The sequence below is a fragment of the Acidimicrobiia bacterium genome (genome assembly GCA_040880805.1).
In the GTDB taxonomy this organism is placed as follows: domain Bacteria; phylum Actinomycetota; class Acidimicrobiia; order IMCC26256; family DASPTH01; genus DASPTH01.
In genome coordinates this window covers 1-16,860 of record JBBDHW010000049.1, presented here as the reverse complement: position 1 = coordinate 16,860, position 16,860 = coordinate 1, and the positions used below count along the sequence as shown (strand labels likewise).

Annotated in this window: 18 protein-coding genes; 15 read left to right on the top strand and 3 right to left on the bottom strand. The window is 68.0% G+C overall.

Annotation, left to right across the window (positions count from 1 at the left end; genetic code table 11):
* Positions 1-329, top strand: a 329-nt coding sequence (locus tag WD271_13390; GenBank protein ID MEX1008825.1) for a transposase, incomplete at its 5' end; no start/stop codon positions are given.
* Here WD271_13390 and ftsH read toward each other — a convergent pair.
* Entirely contained in the window at positions 306-2,201 is a 1,896-nt protein-coding gene (gene ftsH / locus WD271_13385; GenBank protein MEX1008824.1) for an ATP-dependent zinc metalloprotease FtsH, read from the bottom strand. The genes WD271_13390 and ftsH overlap by 24 nt on opposite strands.
* Before the next feature lie 357 nt (positions 2,202-2,558).
* Here ftsH and WD271_13380 point away from each other — a divergent pair, with 357 nt between their 5' ends.
* The 8 genes from WD271_13380 (at position 2,559) to WD271_13345 (ending at position 9,653) form a co-directional block, all read left to right on the top strand.
* Positions 2,559-3,305: a CPBP family intramembrane glutamic endopeptidase gene (locus WD271_13380; protein ID MEX1008823.1), complete on the top strand. Its 747-nt coding sequence runs from the start codon at positions 2,559-2,561 to the stop codon at positions 3,303-3,305.
* Between the two features lie 218 nt (positions 3,306-3,523).
* Entirely contained in the window at positions 3,524-3,646 is a 123-nt protein-coding gene (locus WD271_13375; protein MEX1008822.1) for a hypothetical protein, read from the top strand.
* A 50-nt stretch (positions 3,647-3,696) separates the two neighbouring features.
* Complete coding sequence (locus WD271_13370; protein MEX1008821.1) at positions 3,697-6,234, top strand: 6-pyruvoyl-tetrahydropterin synthase-related protein; 2,538 nt, start codon at positions 3,697-3,699, stop codon at positions 6,232-6,234.
* Positions 6,235-6,250: 16 nt separating this feature from the next.
* Positions 6,251-7,609, top strand: coding sequence for a phosphomannomutase/phosphoglucomutase (gene manB, locus WD271_13365; GenBank protein MEX1008820.1), 1,359 nt, complete (start codon positions 6,251-6,253; stop codon positions 7,607-7,609).
* Positions 7,610-7,633: 24 nt separating this feature from the next.
* The gene (locus WD271_13360) at positions 7,634-7,870 is read left to right on the top strand and encodes a Trm112 family protein (GenBank protein ID MEX1008819.1); all 237 of its coding nucleotides are present in this window, start codon (positions 7,634-7,636) and stop codon (positions 7,868-7,870) included.
* 4 nt (positions 7,871-7,874) lie between these two features.
* Positions 7,875-8,918, top strand: coding sequence for a bifunctional phosphoglucose/phosphomannose isomerase (locus WD271_13355; GenBank protein ID MEX1008818.1), 1,044 nt, complete (start codon positions 7,875-7,877; stop codon positions 8,916-8,918).
* Between the two features lie 39 nt (positions 8,919-8,957).
* Positions 8,958-9,245: a type II toxin-antitoxin system prevent-host-death family antitoxin gene (locus WD271_13350; GenBank protein ID MEX1008817.1), complete on the top strand. Its 288-nt coding sequence runs from the start codon at positions 8,958-8,960 to the stop codon at positions 9,243-9,245.
* On the top strand, positions 9,246-9,653 hold the full coding sequence (locus tag WD271_13345) for a type II toxin-antitoxin system VapC family toxin (GenBank protein ID MEX1008816.1): 408 nt from the start codon (positions 9,246-9,248) through the stop codon (positions 9,651-9,653). It begins immediately after the preceding gene.
* A 3-nt stretch (positions 9,654-9,656) separates the two neighbouring features.
* On the opposite strand, the gene WD271_13340 is transcribed toward WD271_13345, so the two are convergent.
* Entirely contained in the window at positions 9,657-10,883 is a 1,227-nt protein-coding gene (locus WD271_13340) for a GNAT family N-acetyltransferase (GenBank protein MEX1008815.1), read from the bottom strand.
* 85 nt (positions 10,884-10,968) lie between these two features.
* Between WD271_13340 and WD271_13335 the strand changes: the two genes are divergently transcribed.
* The 5 genes from WD271_13335 (at position 10,969) to raiA (ending at position 14,679) form a co-directional block, all read left to right on the top strand.
* The gene (locus WD271_13335; protein ID MEX1008814.1) at positions 10,969-11,217 is read left to right on the top strand and encodes an antitoxin; all 249 of its coding nucleotides are present in this window, start codon (positions 10,969-10,971) and stop codon (positions 11,215-11,217) included.
* Complete coding sequence (locus WD271_13330) at positions 11,202-11,597, top strand: type II toxin-antitoxin system VapC family toxin (GenBank protein ID MEX1008813.1); 396 nt, start codon at positions 11,202-11,204, stop codon at positions 11,595-11,597. The genes WD271_13335 and WD271_13330 overlap by 16 nt, the downstream gene beginning before the upstream one ends.
* Before the next feature lie 118 nt (positions 11,598-11,715).
* Entirely contained in the window at positions 11,716-13,188 is a 1,473-nt protein-coding gene (gene ahcY / locus WD271_13325) for an adenosylhomocysteinase (protein MEX1008812.1), read from the top strand.
* Positions 13,189-13,491: 303 nt separating this feature from the next.
* Positions 13,492-14,100 (top strand): phosphoribosyltransferase family protein, encoded by a 609-nt coding sequence (locus WD271_13320; GenBank protein MEX1008811.1) that lies wholly within the window; start codon positions 13,492-13,494, stop codon positions 14,098-14,100.
* Between the two features lie 27 nt (positions 14,101-14,127).
* Positions 14,128-14,679 carry a ribosome-associated translation inhibitor RaiA gene (raiA, locus tag WD271_13315; GenBank protein ID MEX1008810.1) on the top strand — a complete coding sequence of 184 codons (552 nt, stop codon included), beginning with the start codon at positions 14,128-14,130 and terminating at the stop codon, positions 14,677-14,679.
* Positions 14,680-14,716: 37 nt separating this feature from the next.
* On the opposite strand, the gene WD271_13310 is transcribed toward raiA, so the two are convergent.
* Positions 14,717-16,168 carry a DUF2079 domain-containing protein gene (locus WD271_13310; GenBank protein MEX1008809.1) on the bottom strand — a complete coding sequence of 484 codons (1,452 nt, stop codon included), beginning with the start codon at positions 16,166-16,168 and terminating at the stop codon, positions 14,717-14,719.
* Between the two features lie 85 nt (positions 16,169-16,253).
* Between WD271_13310 and WD271_13305 the strand changes: the two genes are divergently transcribed.
* A partial coding sequence (locus tag WD271_13305) for a preprotein translocase subunit SecA (protein ID MEX1008808.1) occupies positions 16,254-16,860 on the top strand: 607 nt, incomplete at its 3' end.

The following is a 16,860-nucleotide window of genomic DNA, read 5'->3' as shown; positions in this document are numbered from 1 at the left end:
ACCCTCACACCGTTGGCCGCGTGACCACCTCAACACCGGTCATTCTCCTTACAGCGGAAGAGGCTGGGCGCGAAACGATCGCGGTGAACCCCCGGCACACCTCACAGACCTGCGCCGACTGCGGCCACGTCGAGGCGAGGAACCGTGACGCCACCGTGTTCTGCTGTCGCCGCTGCGGGCATGTCGCGCATGCGGACGTGAACGCGGCCCGCAACATCCTCCGGGCCGGGCTGGCCCAACGCCCCGAGCGAGAAGCCGACCAACACGCCCGCGTAAGATCGCGCGACTTGTTCGTCGGCAGGCCCTTACTCGGCGATGTCGCTGAGTGACTCGCCTGCGGGGAGCGATTCTGCGACGACGTCCGTGCCGTCGGCGCGCAGGTAGTGCCGCGGGCCGCCGCACCTGTGACCCATCGCCTCGTCGACGATCGCACCGACCTCCCCGCCGTCGAGCGTCTCCCGCTCGAGCAGCGCCTGTGCGATGGCCTCGAGCCCGGCGCGGTGCTCACCGAGCACCTTCCGGGCGCGGTTCTCCTCGTCGCGCAGGATGCGCTCGACCTCTTCGTCGATTACGCGGGCCGTCTCGTCGGAGTAGTCGCGGGTGTGCACGAGGTCCTCGCCCAGGAACACCGCCCCCTGCGAGCCCCACGCCATCGGCCCGATGCGATCCGACATGCCCCACTCGCGCACCATCTTGCGAGCGAGCTCGGTGACACCGACCAGGTCGTTCTGCGCGCCGGTGGAGAGGTGGCCGTAGACGAGCTCCTCGGCAATGCGGCCACCGAGGCGCACGACGAGCGAGTCGGCGATGTACTCCCGCTTGTAGATGTGGCGCTCCTCGAGCGGCAGTTGCTGGGTGACCCCGAGCGCCATACCGGTGGCGAGGATCGTGACCTTGTGCACCGGGTCGGCGTGCTCGAGCACGTACGCCAGCACCGCGTGCCCGCCCTCGTGGTAGGCGACCACTTCCTTCTCTTCCTCGCTGAGCACCATCGACTCGCGCTTGAGGCCCATCAGGACCCGGTCGCGCGCCGACTCGAAGTCTTCGGCGTGCACCTGCTTCTCGCCGCGTCGTACGGCGAACAGCGCGGCTTCGTTCACGAGATTGGAGAGGTCGGCCCCCGACATGCCTGGCGTGCCGCGCGCGAGCACGTCGACATTGACGTCGTCGTCGATCTTCTTGTCGCGGAAGTGCACCTTGAGGATCTGGACGCGCTCCTCCTGCGTGGGGAAGGGCACGAGGATCGTCCGGTCGAAGCGACCGGGACGCAGCAGCGCGGGGTCGAGGACGTCGGGACGGTTCGTGGCCGCCATCATCACGATGCCCTCGGTGGCTTCGAAGCCGTCCATCTCGGCGAGCATCTGGTTGAGCGTCTGCTCGCGCTCGTCGTGACCTCCGCCCAAGCCCGCGCCGCGCTTCCGGCCGATCGAGTCGACCTCGTCGACGAAGATGATCGCGGGCGCCTGCTTGCGCGCGGTCTGGAACAGGTCGCGCACGCGCGCGGCGCCGACACCGACGAACATCTCCATGAAGTCGGATCCGGTAACCGACACGAACGGCACGCCGGCCTCGCCCGCAACCGCACGCGCGATGAGGGTCTTTCCGGTGCCGGGCGGGCCCACGAGCAGCACGCCCTTGGGGATGCGCGCGCCGATCTCCTTGAACTTGGCGGGGTTCTTCAAGAAGTCGACGACTTCGGCAATCTCTTGCTTCACCGGCCCGTAGCCGGCAACGTCGGCGAACGTGGTCTTCGGGTTCTCGGTGTTGTACACCTTCGCCCGGCTGCGCCCGATGTTCATCACCGCGCCCATCTGCCCCTGCGTGGCGCGCCGGCTGAGCCAGACGAACAAACCGACGATGAGCACCAGTGGCAGCACCCACAGCAGGATGTCGCCGAGAAGGTTGCTTCCCTGGTCGACGTACTTGATGTCGACGTTCTTCGACTGGAGTGTCTTCAGCTCGGCCGCGGGAAGGTCGTCCTTCGGACCCGAGCTCGTGAATTCCTTCTTGCCGTCCTGCGGCCCGGTGAAGACGCCGTCGATCTCGCCGCTGGACTTGTTGAACTCGATGCTCTTGACCTTGCCCTCGTCGACGGCCTTCGTGAACTCCGAGTACGTCAGGTCGGCTTTCGACGAGCTGTTGCTCGCGAGGCTGCTCACCAGGAACGCGGCGGCGATGAGCGCGAGCACGATCCACGGCACCCAACGCAACGACGGCGACGAGCTCGGTCGCTTCTCACCTGGCCGATTTTCACCGGGCCGCGAACCTTGGCGGCCTCCCGGGGGCATCCCGCCGCCCGGACGCGGACCACCCGGAGGAGACGGGGGCCGGCCGTTCGGCGCGGGTCCACGGGCTCCGGGATCGCTCCCGGGGTCGAGGTCGTTTGGGCGACGGCTCATTGGTCGGGCCGGACTCCTGCCGGGCGGCCTTGGGGTCGGCGGCCTCGGTCGCTCCATGCTACGGCGGGAGGCCCCCCCGCGAACACGCGCACTGGAGAAAGGCGCCGGTATCGTGCGCCGGTATCGTGCGCAGGTGCACTGCGCGGTGCCGGGCAACCGGTGAGCCCGACGTCCGCACCGGACCCACCGGTCCCCGGGCCGGAGGCGTTGCGTCCGAGGATCAGCTGGGGTATCGGCGACGTCGTCGCGGCCTGGTTCGCCGGGTTCCTCGTCTCCGTCGTCGCGGGTGCGTTCGTCGGCGTGCGCACGAGCCCGACCGAGCTCGCCGCGCTGATCATCGCCCAGGACGGCACGATCGTCGCCTGGCTGGCCGTCGTGGCGCGCCGGAAGGGCCGCGGGTCCCTCGAAGCCGATTTCGGGCTCCGGGCGATCCCACGCGGCAAGCCCTGGTGGGACGACGCGCGGTGGTTCTTCGCCGGGGTCGGCCTCCAGCTCGTGTGGATTCCGGGCATCCTGCTCCTCCAGGAGGTGCACGGCACGGTTGCCCGCCAGGAGGCGGTGCGGATCGCGTCACGGTCGAGCGGCTTCGCCATCCCCTTGCTGTTCCTCGCTGTGGGCGTGCTCGCGCCGGTAGCCGAAGAGCTCCTGTTCCGCGGCGCTCTCCTGCGCTCGTTACTGCGCAAGACGACGCCCGGCTGGGCGGTCTTCATCTCCGCTGCGGTCTTCGGTCTCGTGCACTTCGGCGATCCGTCGATCGGGACGCTGATCGCGTTTCCCGCGATCCTCTCGCTGGGCCTCGTGTCGGGGTACCAGGCGGCCAAGACCGGCGATCTCTCCCGGTCGATCATGCTCCACGTGGGCTTCAACACGTTGAGCGTGATCGACCTCTTGATCGAGATCACCTGATCACCCGCTCGCTGCGAGGCCGGATACCCGCCTCGCGGTCGTTCACTCCTGGCGAGCTCCTCGCTGGCACTCGTCGCCGCATGTGACGCGATTGGTGCAAACCGGTGTTTGCTCAAGTTTTCCCGTTCGGGTCCCGATACCTCTACCGGCGGTCGTGGTGCTGGGAGGTTCGCGTGCGCTGTCCAAGGTGCTCGAGATCGACGCTCGTCGAGATCCGGATGCGGATCGCGGAGCGCGAGGTGACGTTTCGCCGATGCGGGCGTTGCGAAGCGCAGTCGTGGGAGACGGCCGAAGGGCCGGTGCCGCTCGGGCACGTGCTCGAGCTCGCGCGCGTCAAGTAGCCCTGCGCACCTGAGCGTTTCCGCACATCCTCGCCTGGCACACTGACCCGGTGGTCGCCACCCACGACGTCATCGACGCGCCCACGGAACGTGTCGAGGAAGTTCCGGCGCCGCGGATCAAGCGATACGACCGCTTCCTGAACTGGGCCGGGATCGCGATCGTCGCGGTGTGCTGCATCTACATCTTCGTGCAGCTCCAGCCGCGGCTGCTGTTCCTGAACACCACCCCCACCGGCGGTGACACGGGCGCGCACGTGTGGTTCCCCGCGTACCTCCGTGACCACCTCTTGCCGTGGCGGGTTGCGGGCTGGACCAACGACTCGTACGCCGGGTTCCCGGCCGGGCAGTTCTACTTTCCGTTCCCGGCGCTGCTGATCGTCCTGCTCGACGTCGTGTTGCCGTACAACATCGCGTTCAAGCTCGTGACCGCGCTCGGTCCGGTGCTGCTGCCGATCGGCGCCTACGTGTTCGCCCGGGGCATCCGCACGCCGCGCCCCGCGCCCGCCTTCTTCGCGGTCGGTGCGACCGCCCTCCTGTTCTTCAAGGACGGCGGCGACGCGACCATGCGGTACGACCACCACATCATGGGTGGCACCCTCACCAACACGCTCGCGGGTGAGTACTCGTTCACGATCGCGATCGCCTGCGCGCTGCTCTTCCTCGGCACGCTCGCGTTCGCTCTGGATCGGCGCCGCGGACTGTGGATCCCGGCTTTGTTCCTCGCAGCAACGCTCACGAGCCACCTCGTCGTCGCGGTGTTCGCACTTTCCGCAGCAGGAGTGATCTGGTTGTGTTGGCGTCCGCGCGCGAACACGGGGCGCGTGGCCGCGATCGTCGCGGTCGGCACCGCGCTCACCGCGGTGTGGCTCGTTCCGCTTGCGGCCACGCTCGGCTACACGACCGACATGCGTTACGAACCGATCGGCACCGGGTACACCGATCCCTGGCTGCTCGGCCGGTTGGGTATCGAGCTGCCGACGTCCTTCGACTGGTTGTTCCTCTCCGAGATGTGGTTCCTGTTCCTGTTCGGGCTCGTCGCGATCGGGGCGGGAATCGCGTACCGGCGTCGAGCCACGCTCGTCGTCGGCGCGATCACCTTCCTCGCCGGCACGATCTTCTGCGCGTGGGAGCTGCTGCGCGAGATCCTGGGCAAGACGCCGGCGTGGAACCTCCGGCTGCTGCCGTTCTGGTACCTCATGCTGTACCTCCTTGCGGCGCTCGGCGCCGCCGAGATCGCTCGTTGGACCGGGCAGTTCGCCGCATGGGTCGTGCACGGTCCGGATCCGCCTGACGACGGCACCCCTTCACGCGACGATTCGGTGTTCGATGACGCGGCGCCGGAGCACCGACGCCCCGAGAGTGCACGTCACGTGGCAACTCGTCTGCTCGTCATCGGGGTGGTGTTGGCGGTGTTCACGACGATTGCGCTCGTGCGGGTCAACGCGACCAAGGGCTACGTCATCTACTGGGCCAAGTACAACTACACCGGTTACGAAGGCGGAACCGCTGCCGACTTCACGAAGAAGGGCTACGCGGAGTACCGGGCGTTCATCGACACCGCCGCGTCATTGCCGCCTGGTCGCATGCTGTGGGAGCCGAGCTCCTCGATCGGCCAATACGGGACTCCGCTCTCGCTGATGATGCTCCCGTACTGGACCGACGGTCGGATCAGCTCGATGGAGGGTCTGTACTACGAGTCGGCGGGTACGACGCCGTACCACTTCCTCGCGGCCGCCACCCTCACGCCGACACCGTCGAATCCCGCGCGCGGATTCCCGTACCGCACGTCGGTCGATTTCGACCTCGGAGTGAAGTATCTCCAGCTGATGGGGGTGCGTTACTACGCCGCGATGCCCGACATGAAGGAAGCCGCGGCGCGCAACCCGGCGCTGCGGGAAGTCGCGACCGTCCCGGACCTCGACGTCGGCCCACCGCTCGGCTGGACGATCTACGAAGTTGCGGGCGCTCCCGTCGTCTCCGCGCTGCAGTACGAACCAGTCGTCGCGAAGGACCTGCACACCGACTCGAACTGGAAGTGCGAAGGCAAGCCGAAGCCTCCGCCGGATACGCCGGGTGTCGAGGAGCTCAGTGCATGGGAGTGCCTGGCGGTGCCGTGGTTCGACGATCCCAACGCGCTCAACCGTCCTCTCACCGACCACGGGCCCGCGGCGTGGCAGCGGGCCGACATGTCCGATGCTCGCCAGGTCGCGAAGCGGCCGTTGCCGAACGTGAAGGTGTCGCACATACGGACCACCGAGGACTCCATCGAGTTCGACGTGTCGCGCACGGGCGTGCCGGTGATGGTCAAGACGTCGTACTTCCCGAACTGGGAGGCCCGCGGCGCCGACGGCCCGTGGCGCGCCACGCCGAACTTCATGGTCGTCGTTCCCACGAGCAAGCACGTGCGTCTCGCCTATGGCACCACGTCCGCGGAATGGCTCGGTCGGGCCGGAAGCCTCGCCGGCCTTGCCGGGCTGGGGGCCCTCGTGTGGTGGGGAGTGACCGCCCCTACCGCTTCCGGCGCGGGAGGTTCCGGACCCGATCGGAGGCGTCGCCGGGTACGATTTCCGTCCCGCTCCCCGCGGTGAGGACCCGAGGCTCCCCGTGGCCGACGCTGCGCTCGACTCCATCTTCAAGGCCTACGACATTCGCGGCGTCTATCCCGACGAGCTCGACGAGTCGGTCGCGCGCAAGGTGGGGAACGCGCTCGTCGCGTTCACGGGTGCCGCACGGGTGCTCGTCGGGCACGACGCCCGCCCGTCGTCGGAGCCCCTCGTTGCCGCGTTCATCGAGGGCGCGACGATCGCCGGTGCCGACGTCCTCGACCTCGGGATCGCCTCGACCGACCTCTGCTACTTCGCCTCGGGCCATCTCGACGCGCCCGGCGCGATGGTGACCGCGAGCCACAACCCGGCCGAGTACAACGGGTTCAAGCTCTGCCGCGCGGGCGCCGCGCCCATCGGGGAAGACACCGGGCTCGCCGAGATCAAGGCCATGGTGGCGGAGGGTCTGCTCGAGCGGGGCGAAGATCCGGGTCGAGCGGAACGGCTCGATCTCCTCTCGGCATTCGCCGCGCACGTGCGGTCCTTCGTCGACGTCGCCACCCTCGACCCGATGCGCGTCGTTGCCGACACCGCAAACGGCGTGGGCGGGCTCATCGTGCCCGCGGTGTTCTCTGGGCTGCCGTTCGAGCTCACCCTTCTCTACGGAGAGCTCGACGGGACCTTCCCGAATCATGCGCCCGACGTGATGAATCTCGACAACCTTGCCGATCTCCGGCGGGCGGTGATCGACGGTGGCGCGGCGATCGGTCTCGCGTTCGACGGCGACGCCGATCGGGTCGTGCTGGTCGACGACCGCGGCGAGGTCGTGTCGGGCTCCACCACTACGGCCATCCTCGCGGCCGCGATGCTCGCGCGACACCCGGGTGAGGCGATCGTGCACAACGTGATCTGTTCGAAGGCGGTGCCCGAGGTGATCCGGGAGCTCGGCGGCAAGCCGGTCAAGAGCCGCGTCGGCCATTCGTTCATGAAGCAGGTGATGGCCGACACGGGTGCGGTGTTCGGCGGCGAGCATTCCGCGCACTACTACTTCCGCGAGAACTTCCGAGCCGACTCCGGCATCATCGCCGCGCTCATCGTGCTCGAGCAGCTCTCGAAATCGGGTACGCCGCTGTCGGAGCTGCGCGTGCCCTTCGATCGCTACGCGCCATCCGGCGAGATCAACACGCGCGTCGCCGATGTCGACGAAGTGATCGATCGCGTCGCCGCCGCGTACAGCGACGGTCTGCAGGATCGTCTCGACGGCCTCACCGTCGACATGGGCGATTGGTGGTTCAATCTGCGCCCGAGCAACACCGAGCCGCTGCTGCGGCTCAATCTCGAGGCCACCGACCGTGTTTCCTGCGACGTGCACACCAACGACGTGCTCGCGCTGGTGCGCGCCGAGCAAACACCGACCTAAATCCCGTTTTGGCAAGGAGTGACGATGGCGCTCGACCCCAAGCTGCTCGAGATCCTCGCGTGCCCCGAAGACAAGGGACCGCTGCTCTACTTCGAGGACGAGTCGTCGCTGTACAACCCCAGGCTCAAGCGACGCTACGCAGTGCGCGACGACATCCCGATCATGCTGATCGACGAGGCCGAGAATGTCGACGATGCCGAGGACGCGCGACTCACGGCAAAGGCGGAAGCCGACGGCGTGAGCTTCACGTTCCAGGCTTAGGGCGATGGCCGTCGATTCGCTCAACGTCGGCCAGGCGCTCTGCTCGATCCCGGAACAGCTCGCGAGCGCGCACGAGCGCGCAGGCAAGATCGACCGCAGCAAGCTCCCCGCCGCCGACGACTTCGATCACATCGTCACGCTCGGCATGGGTGGCTCGGGGATCGTCGGCGACATCCTGCAGGCCACCGGCACCGCGTCCCTACCCGTTCCCCTGACGGTGTTGAAGCACTACCGAACGCCCGCGTTCGTCGGTCCGCGCACACTCGCGTTCGCGGTGTCGTACTCGGGTGACACGGAGGAGACGCTGGAGATGGCGCGCGGTGCCCTCACTGCTGGAGCACGGCTCATCACCGTGTCGAGCGGCGGTGCCCTCGCTGACTTCGCGCGTGAGCACGACCTGCTCCACATCGGCTGTCCGACCGACGCGCCGCTGCCGCGGTTCGCGCTCGGCTCGCTCCTCGCGCCGCTGATCGTCGTGTTGTTCCGCATGGGCATGCTCCCCGAAGCGCACGCAGCGCTGCTGAAGGCGCAAGAGCAGCTGAAGCGCCGGCGCGACCAGTGCAAGCCCGATGCCGACGCGTCGCGCAACCCGGCGCGCGAGCTGGCGCGCAAGATCGATCGCACGATCCCGATCATCTATGGCGCCGGTGGCTTCGGCGCTGCCGCCGCGATGCGCTGGAAGTGCTCGATCAACGAGAACGCGAAGGCGCCGGCGTTCTGGAACGTCTACCCGGAGCTCGACCACAACGAGGTCTGTGGGTGGGGTCAGCACGGCGATGTCACCCGCCAGATCTTCACGCTCGTCGAGCTGCACCAGGGCATGGAGCACGCTCAGCTCGCACGGCGCATGGCGGCCACCCGGGAGCTGATCGAAGAGACCCTGAACCGGGTGATCACGGTCGAGGCGGAAGGGGAGGGACGCCTCGCGCAGCTCCTCGATGTCATCTACCTCGGCGACTGGATGAGCTACTACCTCGCGCTCGACAACGACGTCGACCCCGGGCCCATCGACGCGATCGCCCAGCTCAAGGCTCTGGTCGCGCGGTAGGTCTTCCCGGCTTGTGTCCACGCGTGTACACTTCGGCGGATGGAGCGCGTGGGGATCCGAGAGCTGCGACGGGACATCAGCCGGCTCGTGCGCCGGGCGGCTTCGGGTGAACGAATCGTCATCACGGTCGACGGCGAGCCCAAGGCCGAGCTTGCACCGCTGCGGCCCGCTGGTGAGCGTCCCACCCTCGACGAGCTGATCGCGTCCGGCCGGGTGATCCCGCCGCGAAGGCGAGGCCCGCATCGGCCTGCGCCCGAGCCGGTCAAGCTCACCGGCGGGGCGAAGCTCACGAGCGACATCGTCGACGAGCTCCGCGGTGACCGATAGGTGTTGCTCCTCGACAGCTCGGCGATGGTGAAGCGCTACATCGCCGAAGAGGGAACCAACCTCGTCCTCCATGCAATGGAGATCGACGAGGATTGGGTGGCGTCGGCCCTCCTGCGAACCGAGTCCCGCATCGCTCTGTGCCGGCAGCCGCTCTCGCGCTCGGTCCAGGAGTCGATCGCAGCGCGCTTGGCAGACGATTGGGCACGCTTCCTCGTCGTCGACGTCGACTCCGAGTGTCTCGAGGTCGCATCCGAGATCGGCTGCGCTCATGGTCTCAGAAGCCTCGACGCCGTTCACCTCGCAGCGGGCGACCGCCTCCCCCGTCCGTGTTCGTTCGTCACGTTCGACGCGCGCCAGCGAGAAGCGGCACGCGCGCTCGGGTTCGACGTCGTTCCGGTCGACGCGTAGCGCTCAGAAGTCCGTACGGCACCACGGCGCGGGTGTTGTAGTGAAAAATGTGTCGGCGCGCGCGATCGCGCCCGGGACGAGCTCCGCGATTCGACCCGCGCGCGCGAGCGTTGTTGCCGACACGCCACCGAGGTAGAGACCACCGAGCTCCGACGCGGACATTGCGAGGTCGGCGTCGTCGTCCGTGCGTTGCACAGTGACATCGTCGGACGCGTTGTCGATCGACCAACGCCCCTCGTTGCCCGGGAGGAACGGGTCTGTGAGCTCGACGACGACGCGATCGCGAGATCCGTAGGTGCGCGCCGCGAGCGCGACCGCGGGATCGACGACTCGCAACCAGAGATGGTCGGTGACTTCCGTGATCTGCATGCGGCGCGGATCCGCGAGCCGCCACCGGATCGGGTCGTCGACCGGCCGTCCGAACGCCTTCACGTTCGCGACGAGGTCGATGTCGATGAGGAACTGCCACAGCGCAGCCTCGACCTCGTCGTCGAGCGCGTAGAGATCGATGACCTCGAGCGTGTTCGCCGCGATGCCACCGGACCAGTCGTCCTTGATCCGGTAGCGCGCGAACCCGTCGGCGTCTCCGGCGACCGACTCGTGCACAGCCGTGAAGACGCGCCGGGGACCCTTGCCGCCGGCGGGCTCGCTGAAGATCTGCTCGAACCACGCCGGGTGGCGCGTGACCTCACCAACGTGGCGCCGGCGCGCCGCGTCGTAGAGGGGCGGAACGGCCGTTGCGGCTTCCGCGGGCTCGATCAGTCGGAAGCGGCCGTCGACCGTCGGCGGCGACGCGAAGTCGGTGCCTTCGGTGCGCAGCGTCCAGAAGGTCGAGAACGTCGCGAGGCCGTATCCGAACCGCCGGTAGATCGCAGATTCGGACGCGGTGAGCACCGCGAGCGGCTCGCCGCGCGCGGCCACGTCGGCGAGCTGCTCTTCCATCATGCGCACGAGGAGCCCGCGGCGACGATGGGTCGGGTGCACACCCACCATCGTCACGCCGGCGGTGGGCACCAACGCACCTCCCGGAACGGTGAGCTCGAACGAGAGCGCGGCGGCCGTGCCGATGATCGTTTCGCCGTCGAATGCGGCGAGCGTCCGATCGAGCTCGACGCCGGCGCCCCACGATTGGGCCTCCTCGTCGCTCTGGACGTTGCCGAACGCGACCGCGGTCGCGCGCTTGAACGCGACGAGCTCTGCCTCCGTGACCGGGCGCAGCGTGATGTCCACGCCGGGAGTGTGGCAGGCGGCCGGAGCGCGCCGTCAGGAGATTTCGCATGTCATCGGCATGCCCAAAGCATGCTACCTTGTTCGGATGAGCGCGATCCAGGTGAAGAACGTGCCCGCGGATCTCCACGAGGCGCTCCGCGAGCGTGCCGCGGCGGAGGGCAAGACGCTCGGCGAGGTGATCCTCGAGTCGCTGCGCCGCGACCTCCGCCGTCAGACGATGCGCGAGTGGCTCGATCACCTCGCGACGATTCCGCGTCCAGATCCGCCGCCCACCAGGGAGCAGATGGAGGAGATCATGCGCGAGGTCGACGACGAGCTGTGGGGCCCCGATTGAACGGTGTGATCGACTCCTCGGCTTTCGTCAACCTGCTGGTCGGTCGAGTCGCCGGGGATGACGTCGCGCTGTTCGACGGCGAGTTCTCAGCCCCGGATGTCTTCATGATCGAGACCGCGAGCGGGCTTCGCCGGACCGAGCTCCGCGGCCTCCTCTCCGACGCGGAGGCGATCAGGCTGTTCGGTGAGATGCTCGGGACTCCGATCGAACTCGTGCCGAGCCGCGAGCTCGTCGAACGCGCCTTCGAGATGCGCCACTCGCTCACCATTGCCGACGGGTGCTATGTCGCGCTCGCGGAACAGCTCGAGTGCGGCCTGCTCACCGCCGATCGGCGCCTGGCCCGAGCCCCCGACATCAACGTTCCGGTCACGGTGGTCTGAGCACGCGCTACGCTGCTCGACAGGTCGGGCCTCAGTGGCTGTCATCCGGTGATCCGGGCCGACTCCCTACAAGCGTCGAGCGCGTGCACACGCGCCCGTCAATGATCTGGGAGTCCCCATGGCTACGACCACCGATCCCACCGCTGCGAGTGATCTCTCCGACTTCAAAGTCGCCGACCTTTCCCTTGCCGACTTCGGCCGCAAGGAGATCGAGCTCGCCGAGCACGAGATGCCCGGCCTCATGGCCCTGCGGGAGCGCCACGCGGCGCAGCAGCCGCTCGCCGGTGCCCGCATCACGGGTTCGCTCCACATGACGATCCAAACCGCGGTGCTGATCGAGACGCTCGTCGCGCTCGGCGCGCGGGTGCGCTGGGCGTCGTGCAACATCTTCTCCACGCAGGACCACGCGGCAGCCGCCATCGCGGTCGCGGGGATCCCCGTGTTCGCGTGGAAGGGCGAGACGCTCGAGGAGTACTGGTGGTGCACCGACCGCGCGCTGTCGTGGCCAGGGAACGCCGATGGCACGGTCACTGGTCCCAACATGATCCTCGACGATGGTGGCGACGCCACGCTGGTGGTGCACAAGGGCGTCGAGTACGAGCGCGCCGGCAAGGTGCCCGACCCGTCGACCGCCGACAACGCGGAGTTCGCGGTTGTCCTCACGCTCCTGGGACGAATCTTCGAAGCAGACGACCGTCGTTGGCACCGCGCGGCCGAAGGGATCATCGGCGTCACCGAGGAGACCACCACCGGTGTGCACCGCCTGTACCAGATGATGGAGGGCGGCAACCTGCTCTTCCCCGCGATCAACGTGAACGACTCGGTCACGAAGTCGAAGTTCGACAACTTGTACGGCTGCCGCCACTCGCTCGTCGACGGCATCTGCCGCGCCACCGATGTGATGCTTGCCGGCAAGGTCGCGGTGGTGTGCGGTTACGGCGACGTCGGCAAGGGCTGCGCGCAATCGTTGCGTGGTCAGGGCGCGCGCGTCGTCGTCACCGAGATCGACCCGATCTGCGCGCTCCAGGCTGCGATGGAGGGGTACGAGGTCACTACGGTCGACGACGTCGTCGGCAGTGCCGATCTCTTCGTGACCGCCACGGGAAACAAGAACGTCATCACCGTCGATCACATGGCGCAGATGAAGCACAACGCGATCGTCGGCAACATCGGGCACTTCGACACCGAGATCGACATGGCCGGGCTCGCCAAGGTGCCGGGCATCACGAGGGTGAACGTGAAGCCACAGGTCGACGAGTGGGTGTTCCCCGCAACTTCCGGCGACCCGAGCCACTCGATCATCGTGCTCGCCGAGGGACGGCTCCTGAACTTGGGGTGCGCGACCGGGCATCCGAGCTTCGTGATGTCGAACAGCTTCACGAACCAGGTGATCGCGCAGATGGAGCTCTACGGGCACCGCGACTTCTACGAGCGCCGCGTCTACACGCTGCCGAAGCACCTCGACGAGGAGGTGGCGCGGTTGCACCTCGACAAGCTCGGAGTGCGCCTCACGCAGCTCAGCGAGGACCAGGCCACGTACCTCGGTATCCCCGCGGCCGGGCCGTACAAGCCCGACCACTACCGATATTGAGCTTTGGGCGGTATCGAGGGTTCGTGCTCAGCTGGCGGTGAAGAGGAACACCACGGCGATCGCCAGGAGCGCGACCACGCCGATCAGGATGCGATCGAAGTAGTCGTCGCTTCGGCCGAGCGAGCGCTCGACCTGTGCCACCGTCGATCGTGCCCAACTCATGAAGACGTGCATGTGGGAGCCGTCCTTTGTTCGTTTCTCACGGCCCCGCTCGTGTGTTCCTCCATGATCGGCATCACCGCCAGGTTTCTTGAGAGCCCTCATCAGGGATTGATGTCGTACCACGGTCGTACGGTCCCGGGTGTGCTCGACGCACTGCTGCCGCTCACGTGTCCGGGCTGTGGCGCCCGCGGCTGGCCCCTCTGTGCCCGGTGCGAGGCCGACCTTCGCCCGCCGGTGCCCGCGAGCCCGCCACCCGGCATCGACGCCTGGTCGGCGGCCTTCGCGTATCGGGGCGCGGCGCGGGAGCTCGTCGCCCGGTTGAAGTACCGCAACGCCCGGGCCGCGGTGCCGTGGCTCGCGACCGCGATGGTCCACTCCGTGCTTGCTGCGGGCCTCGAGGCTCCTGCCGTCACCTGGGCGCCCACCACGCCCCAACGTCGCCGCGCCCGTGGCTTCGATCCGGCCGAGATCCTGGCGCGCGCCGTCGCGCGCAGGTTGGGTGTCCGCTGCACGCGGCTCCTCGCCCGACAGCCCGGTCCGCCGCAGACCGGGCTCGCCGCCGCTGCGCGACTCGTGGGTCCGTGCTTCGCCGCGCGTCGGGCCGCACCGTCACGCGTGTTGCTCGTCGACGATGTCGCCACCACGGGTGCCACGCTCACGGCGGCAGCTGCCGCGTTGCGAGCCGCCGGAGCGCAGAGTGTGTTGGCGATCACGGGGGCGCGCACACCGCCACCCCCAGGTGCGTCCTGACAGATCCGTGCGTATACTCCGCGCGAGATGGACATCATGGTCCGCGGCAAGAACCGGACGGTGCCGGCCCCACTCCAGGCCATCACGCGTGAGAAGGTCGGGAAGATCGCACGCTTCACCCACGACGCCGGACGTGTCGAGGTCGATTTCTCCGAAGTGCACACCGCGCGCATCGGTGAGCGCCAGCTCTGCGAGATCACGGTTCACCTGAAGCGTCGGTTCCTGAAGGCACACGCGGCCGCGGCCGAACCAGAACCCGCGCTCGATCTCGCGATCACCAAGGTCGAGCACCAGGTCGCGCGCCTCAAGGACAAGCGCGTCTCGCGCTCGCATTCGCGCCGCGGCAACGGCGCCGCGCTGGAATCGGACGGCGGCGACGATCTCGACACCGACGCCGCGCCCCGGATCGTCAAAACGAAGCGCTTCGCCGCGAAGCCCATGGATCCCGAGGAAGCCGCGCTCCAAATGAATCTCCTCGGCCACGCGTTCTTCCTGTTCACCAACACCGAGACCGGGCACGCCGCGCTGCTGTACCGGCGCAACGACGGCAACCTCGGGTTGATCGAAACCGTTTCCTGAAGGACGCGCTCAACCGGCTCCGTGCCCGAACGGCAGCTCAACGGTCCGCGCGCCGCGCCACGACGTAGCCGTCCTGGTCGAACACGACGCGGAACTTGCCGTGGTCGACGAGGTCCTCGAGGAGCTTGGCCGTTTCCTTGTCGAGCACGGCGCGGTCGGCGACGATCCAGTCGACGCGCTCGCCACTCCGCCGCGGCGCACCGTCGACGCCGAAGTTCTTGCTCTCCCAGGGGTTCGGGAACGAGTAGATCTCCGGCCGGTGCGCGAGGTGCGGCAGCATGTCGTAGGTCGCGCTCACCACCGCGTCGTCGGGTACGAGCGCGACTGCCGCGTGTGCGCTCGGCAGCTGCGGGCTGGCTCCGAGTGCCCACTCGCCGTTGCGGTACTTGTCGCCGATGGGCGACGGGCCCCACGCGACCGTGGCCGCGAAGGAACATGCCAACACCACCGTGGCGATGACGCCGGCGGCACCGCGCCGGCGGATCTTGCGGGTGAGGAACGCCACGCCTTCGACCGCCGCGATCGTCACCGCCGCGAACGGGACAGCCGCGTAGTGGAACGTGATCGTCTTCGTCCACGGCACGTTGGTGATGAGATTCAGGAAGGCCTGCGGCGCGCCGAGCAGGAGCAGGAGCGGCGCGGCGAGCGCGGTGAGGCCGAACGGCGCGAGCAGCTTCCACGCGTAGTCACCCGAGTCGTTGCTCACCAACCTCGAGCCGATGCGGCTCGGATGGGTGAAGGCGGTCCGGAGGACACCCCCGGGTGATCCGCCGACGTCGGCGTAGAGCGACTCGTTCTGGAGCTTGCCGTTGTCGAGGAGAGGGAACAGGGCGAAGATCCACGCCGAGAACCACAGGAGTGCGGTGCCCGCCGTGATCAGGCCTACCCGTCGGTCACCGCGCAGTGCGATCACGAGGCCGAGTATCGCCACCGCGAGCGCGACGTCTTCCTTCCAGCACACCGCGAGGACGGCGAAGCACGCGAACCATCCCCAGCGTTTGCGGACCGAGCAGTAGTACGCGCAGAGCAACGGGGTGATCGCGATCACTTCGGGATGGAACAGCTCGGACATGAAGAACTGGAGCGCGGGATGGAGCAGGAATGCGATCCCGAGCGCGGTCCCGACCCAGGCGCTTCCGGTGCGGAACCGAGCGAGGAGGAACACGGGCACCGCGCCCAACGAGGCGACGCACACCTGCGTGATGTTGAGAAGGTGCGGGCCCCCGCCCAACCAGTACAGCGGGACGAACAGGAAGTAGCCGGGTGCCGCGTGGTGGCCGAACACCTGAAGGCCTCGGACGGTCATGAAGCCTCGGAAGTGAGCGAGCAGCCAGATGCTCTGGTCGTGGATGCCCATGTCGAAGTCGACCGACGCGAAGCGATCGTGCTTCAGGTAGACGAGGATCGAGAACGTCACGAGCCACACGACCACGACGATCCCGAGCACCGCTTCGGCCGCGAACGGGCGATCGCCGGTCGCGGTCTCCATGCCCGCATGGTCGCACAGCACAGGCGGGGCCTGATGCCGGCCGGGTCCCCCCGCCGCATCGCCCACCGATAGCATTGAAGGTCTCATGGGCCTGTTCAACAAGCTGCTGCACGCCGGCGAGGGCCGGAAGCTCAAGACCTTGGAGTCGATCGCTCCGGAGGTCGGGGTGTTCGAGCCCGAGATGCAGAAGCGCTCGGAGGCCGACCTCCGTGCGCTCACCGTGAACTGGCGCGAGCGCTTCGACCAGGCTCCGAATGCCGATGCCTGCACCGATCTGCTCGACGACTTGTTGCCCGAAGCCTTCGCGGCCGTCCGTGAAGCCGCCACGCGCACGATCGGACAGCGTCATTTCGACGTGCAGTTGATGGGGGGCGCGGCCATGCACTTCGGCTGGGTCGCCGAAATGAAAACCGGTGAGGGCAAGACGCTCGTCGCGACGCTCCCGCTGTACCTCAACGCGCTCGCGGGCACCGGCGTCCACCTCGTCACCGCCAACGACTACCTGGCCAAGCGCGACGCCGAGTGGATGGGGCGGATCTACCGCTACCTCGGGCTCGAGGTCGGGATGGTCCTGCCCCAGATCGACGACTTCGTGGCCAAGCGGGTCGCGTACGCCGCCGACATCACCTACGGCACCAACAACGAGTTCGGGTTCGACTACCTGCGCGACAACATGGTGCACCAGCTCGCCC

What these genes read in the sequence shown, in the direction of transcription:
- WD271_13375 (MEX1008822.1), top strand. Translation starts at nt 3,524, where the DNA reads ATGCGGATCGCGGAGCGCGAGGTGACGTTTCGCCGATGCGGGCGTTGC.
- WD271_13360 (MEX1008819.1), top strand. Translation starts at nt 7,634, where the DNA reads ATGGCGCTCGACCCCAAGCTGCTCGAGATCCTCGCGTGCCCCGAAGAC.
- WD271_13355 (MEX1008818.1), top strand. Translation starts at nt 7,875, where the DNA reads ATGGCCGTCGATTCGCTCAACGTCGGCCAGGCGCTCTGCTCGATCCCG.
- WD271_13350 (MEX1008817.1), top strand. Translation starts at nt 8,958, where the DNA reads ATGGAGCGCGTGGGGATCCGAGAGCTGCGACGGGACATCAGCCGGCTC.
- WD271_13335 (MEX1008814.1), top strand. Translation starts at nt 10,969, where the DNA reads ATGAGCGCGATCCAGGTGAAGAACGTGCCCGCGGATCTCCACGAGGCG.
- ahcY (MEX1008812.1), top strand. Translation starts at nt 11,716, where the DNA reads ATGGCTACGACCACCGATCCCACCGCTGCGAGTGATCTCTCCGACTTC.
- raiA (MEX1008810.1), top strand. Translation starts at nt 14,128, where the DNA reads ATGGACATCATGGTCCGCGGCAAGAACCGGACGGTGCCGGCCCCACTC.
- WD271_13310 (MEX1008809.1), bottom strand. Translation starts at nt 16,168, where the DNA reads ATGGAGACCGCGACCGGCGATCGCCCGTTCGCGGCCGAAGCGGTGCTC.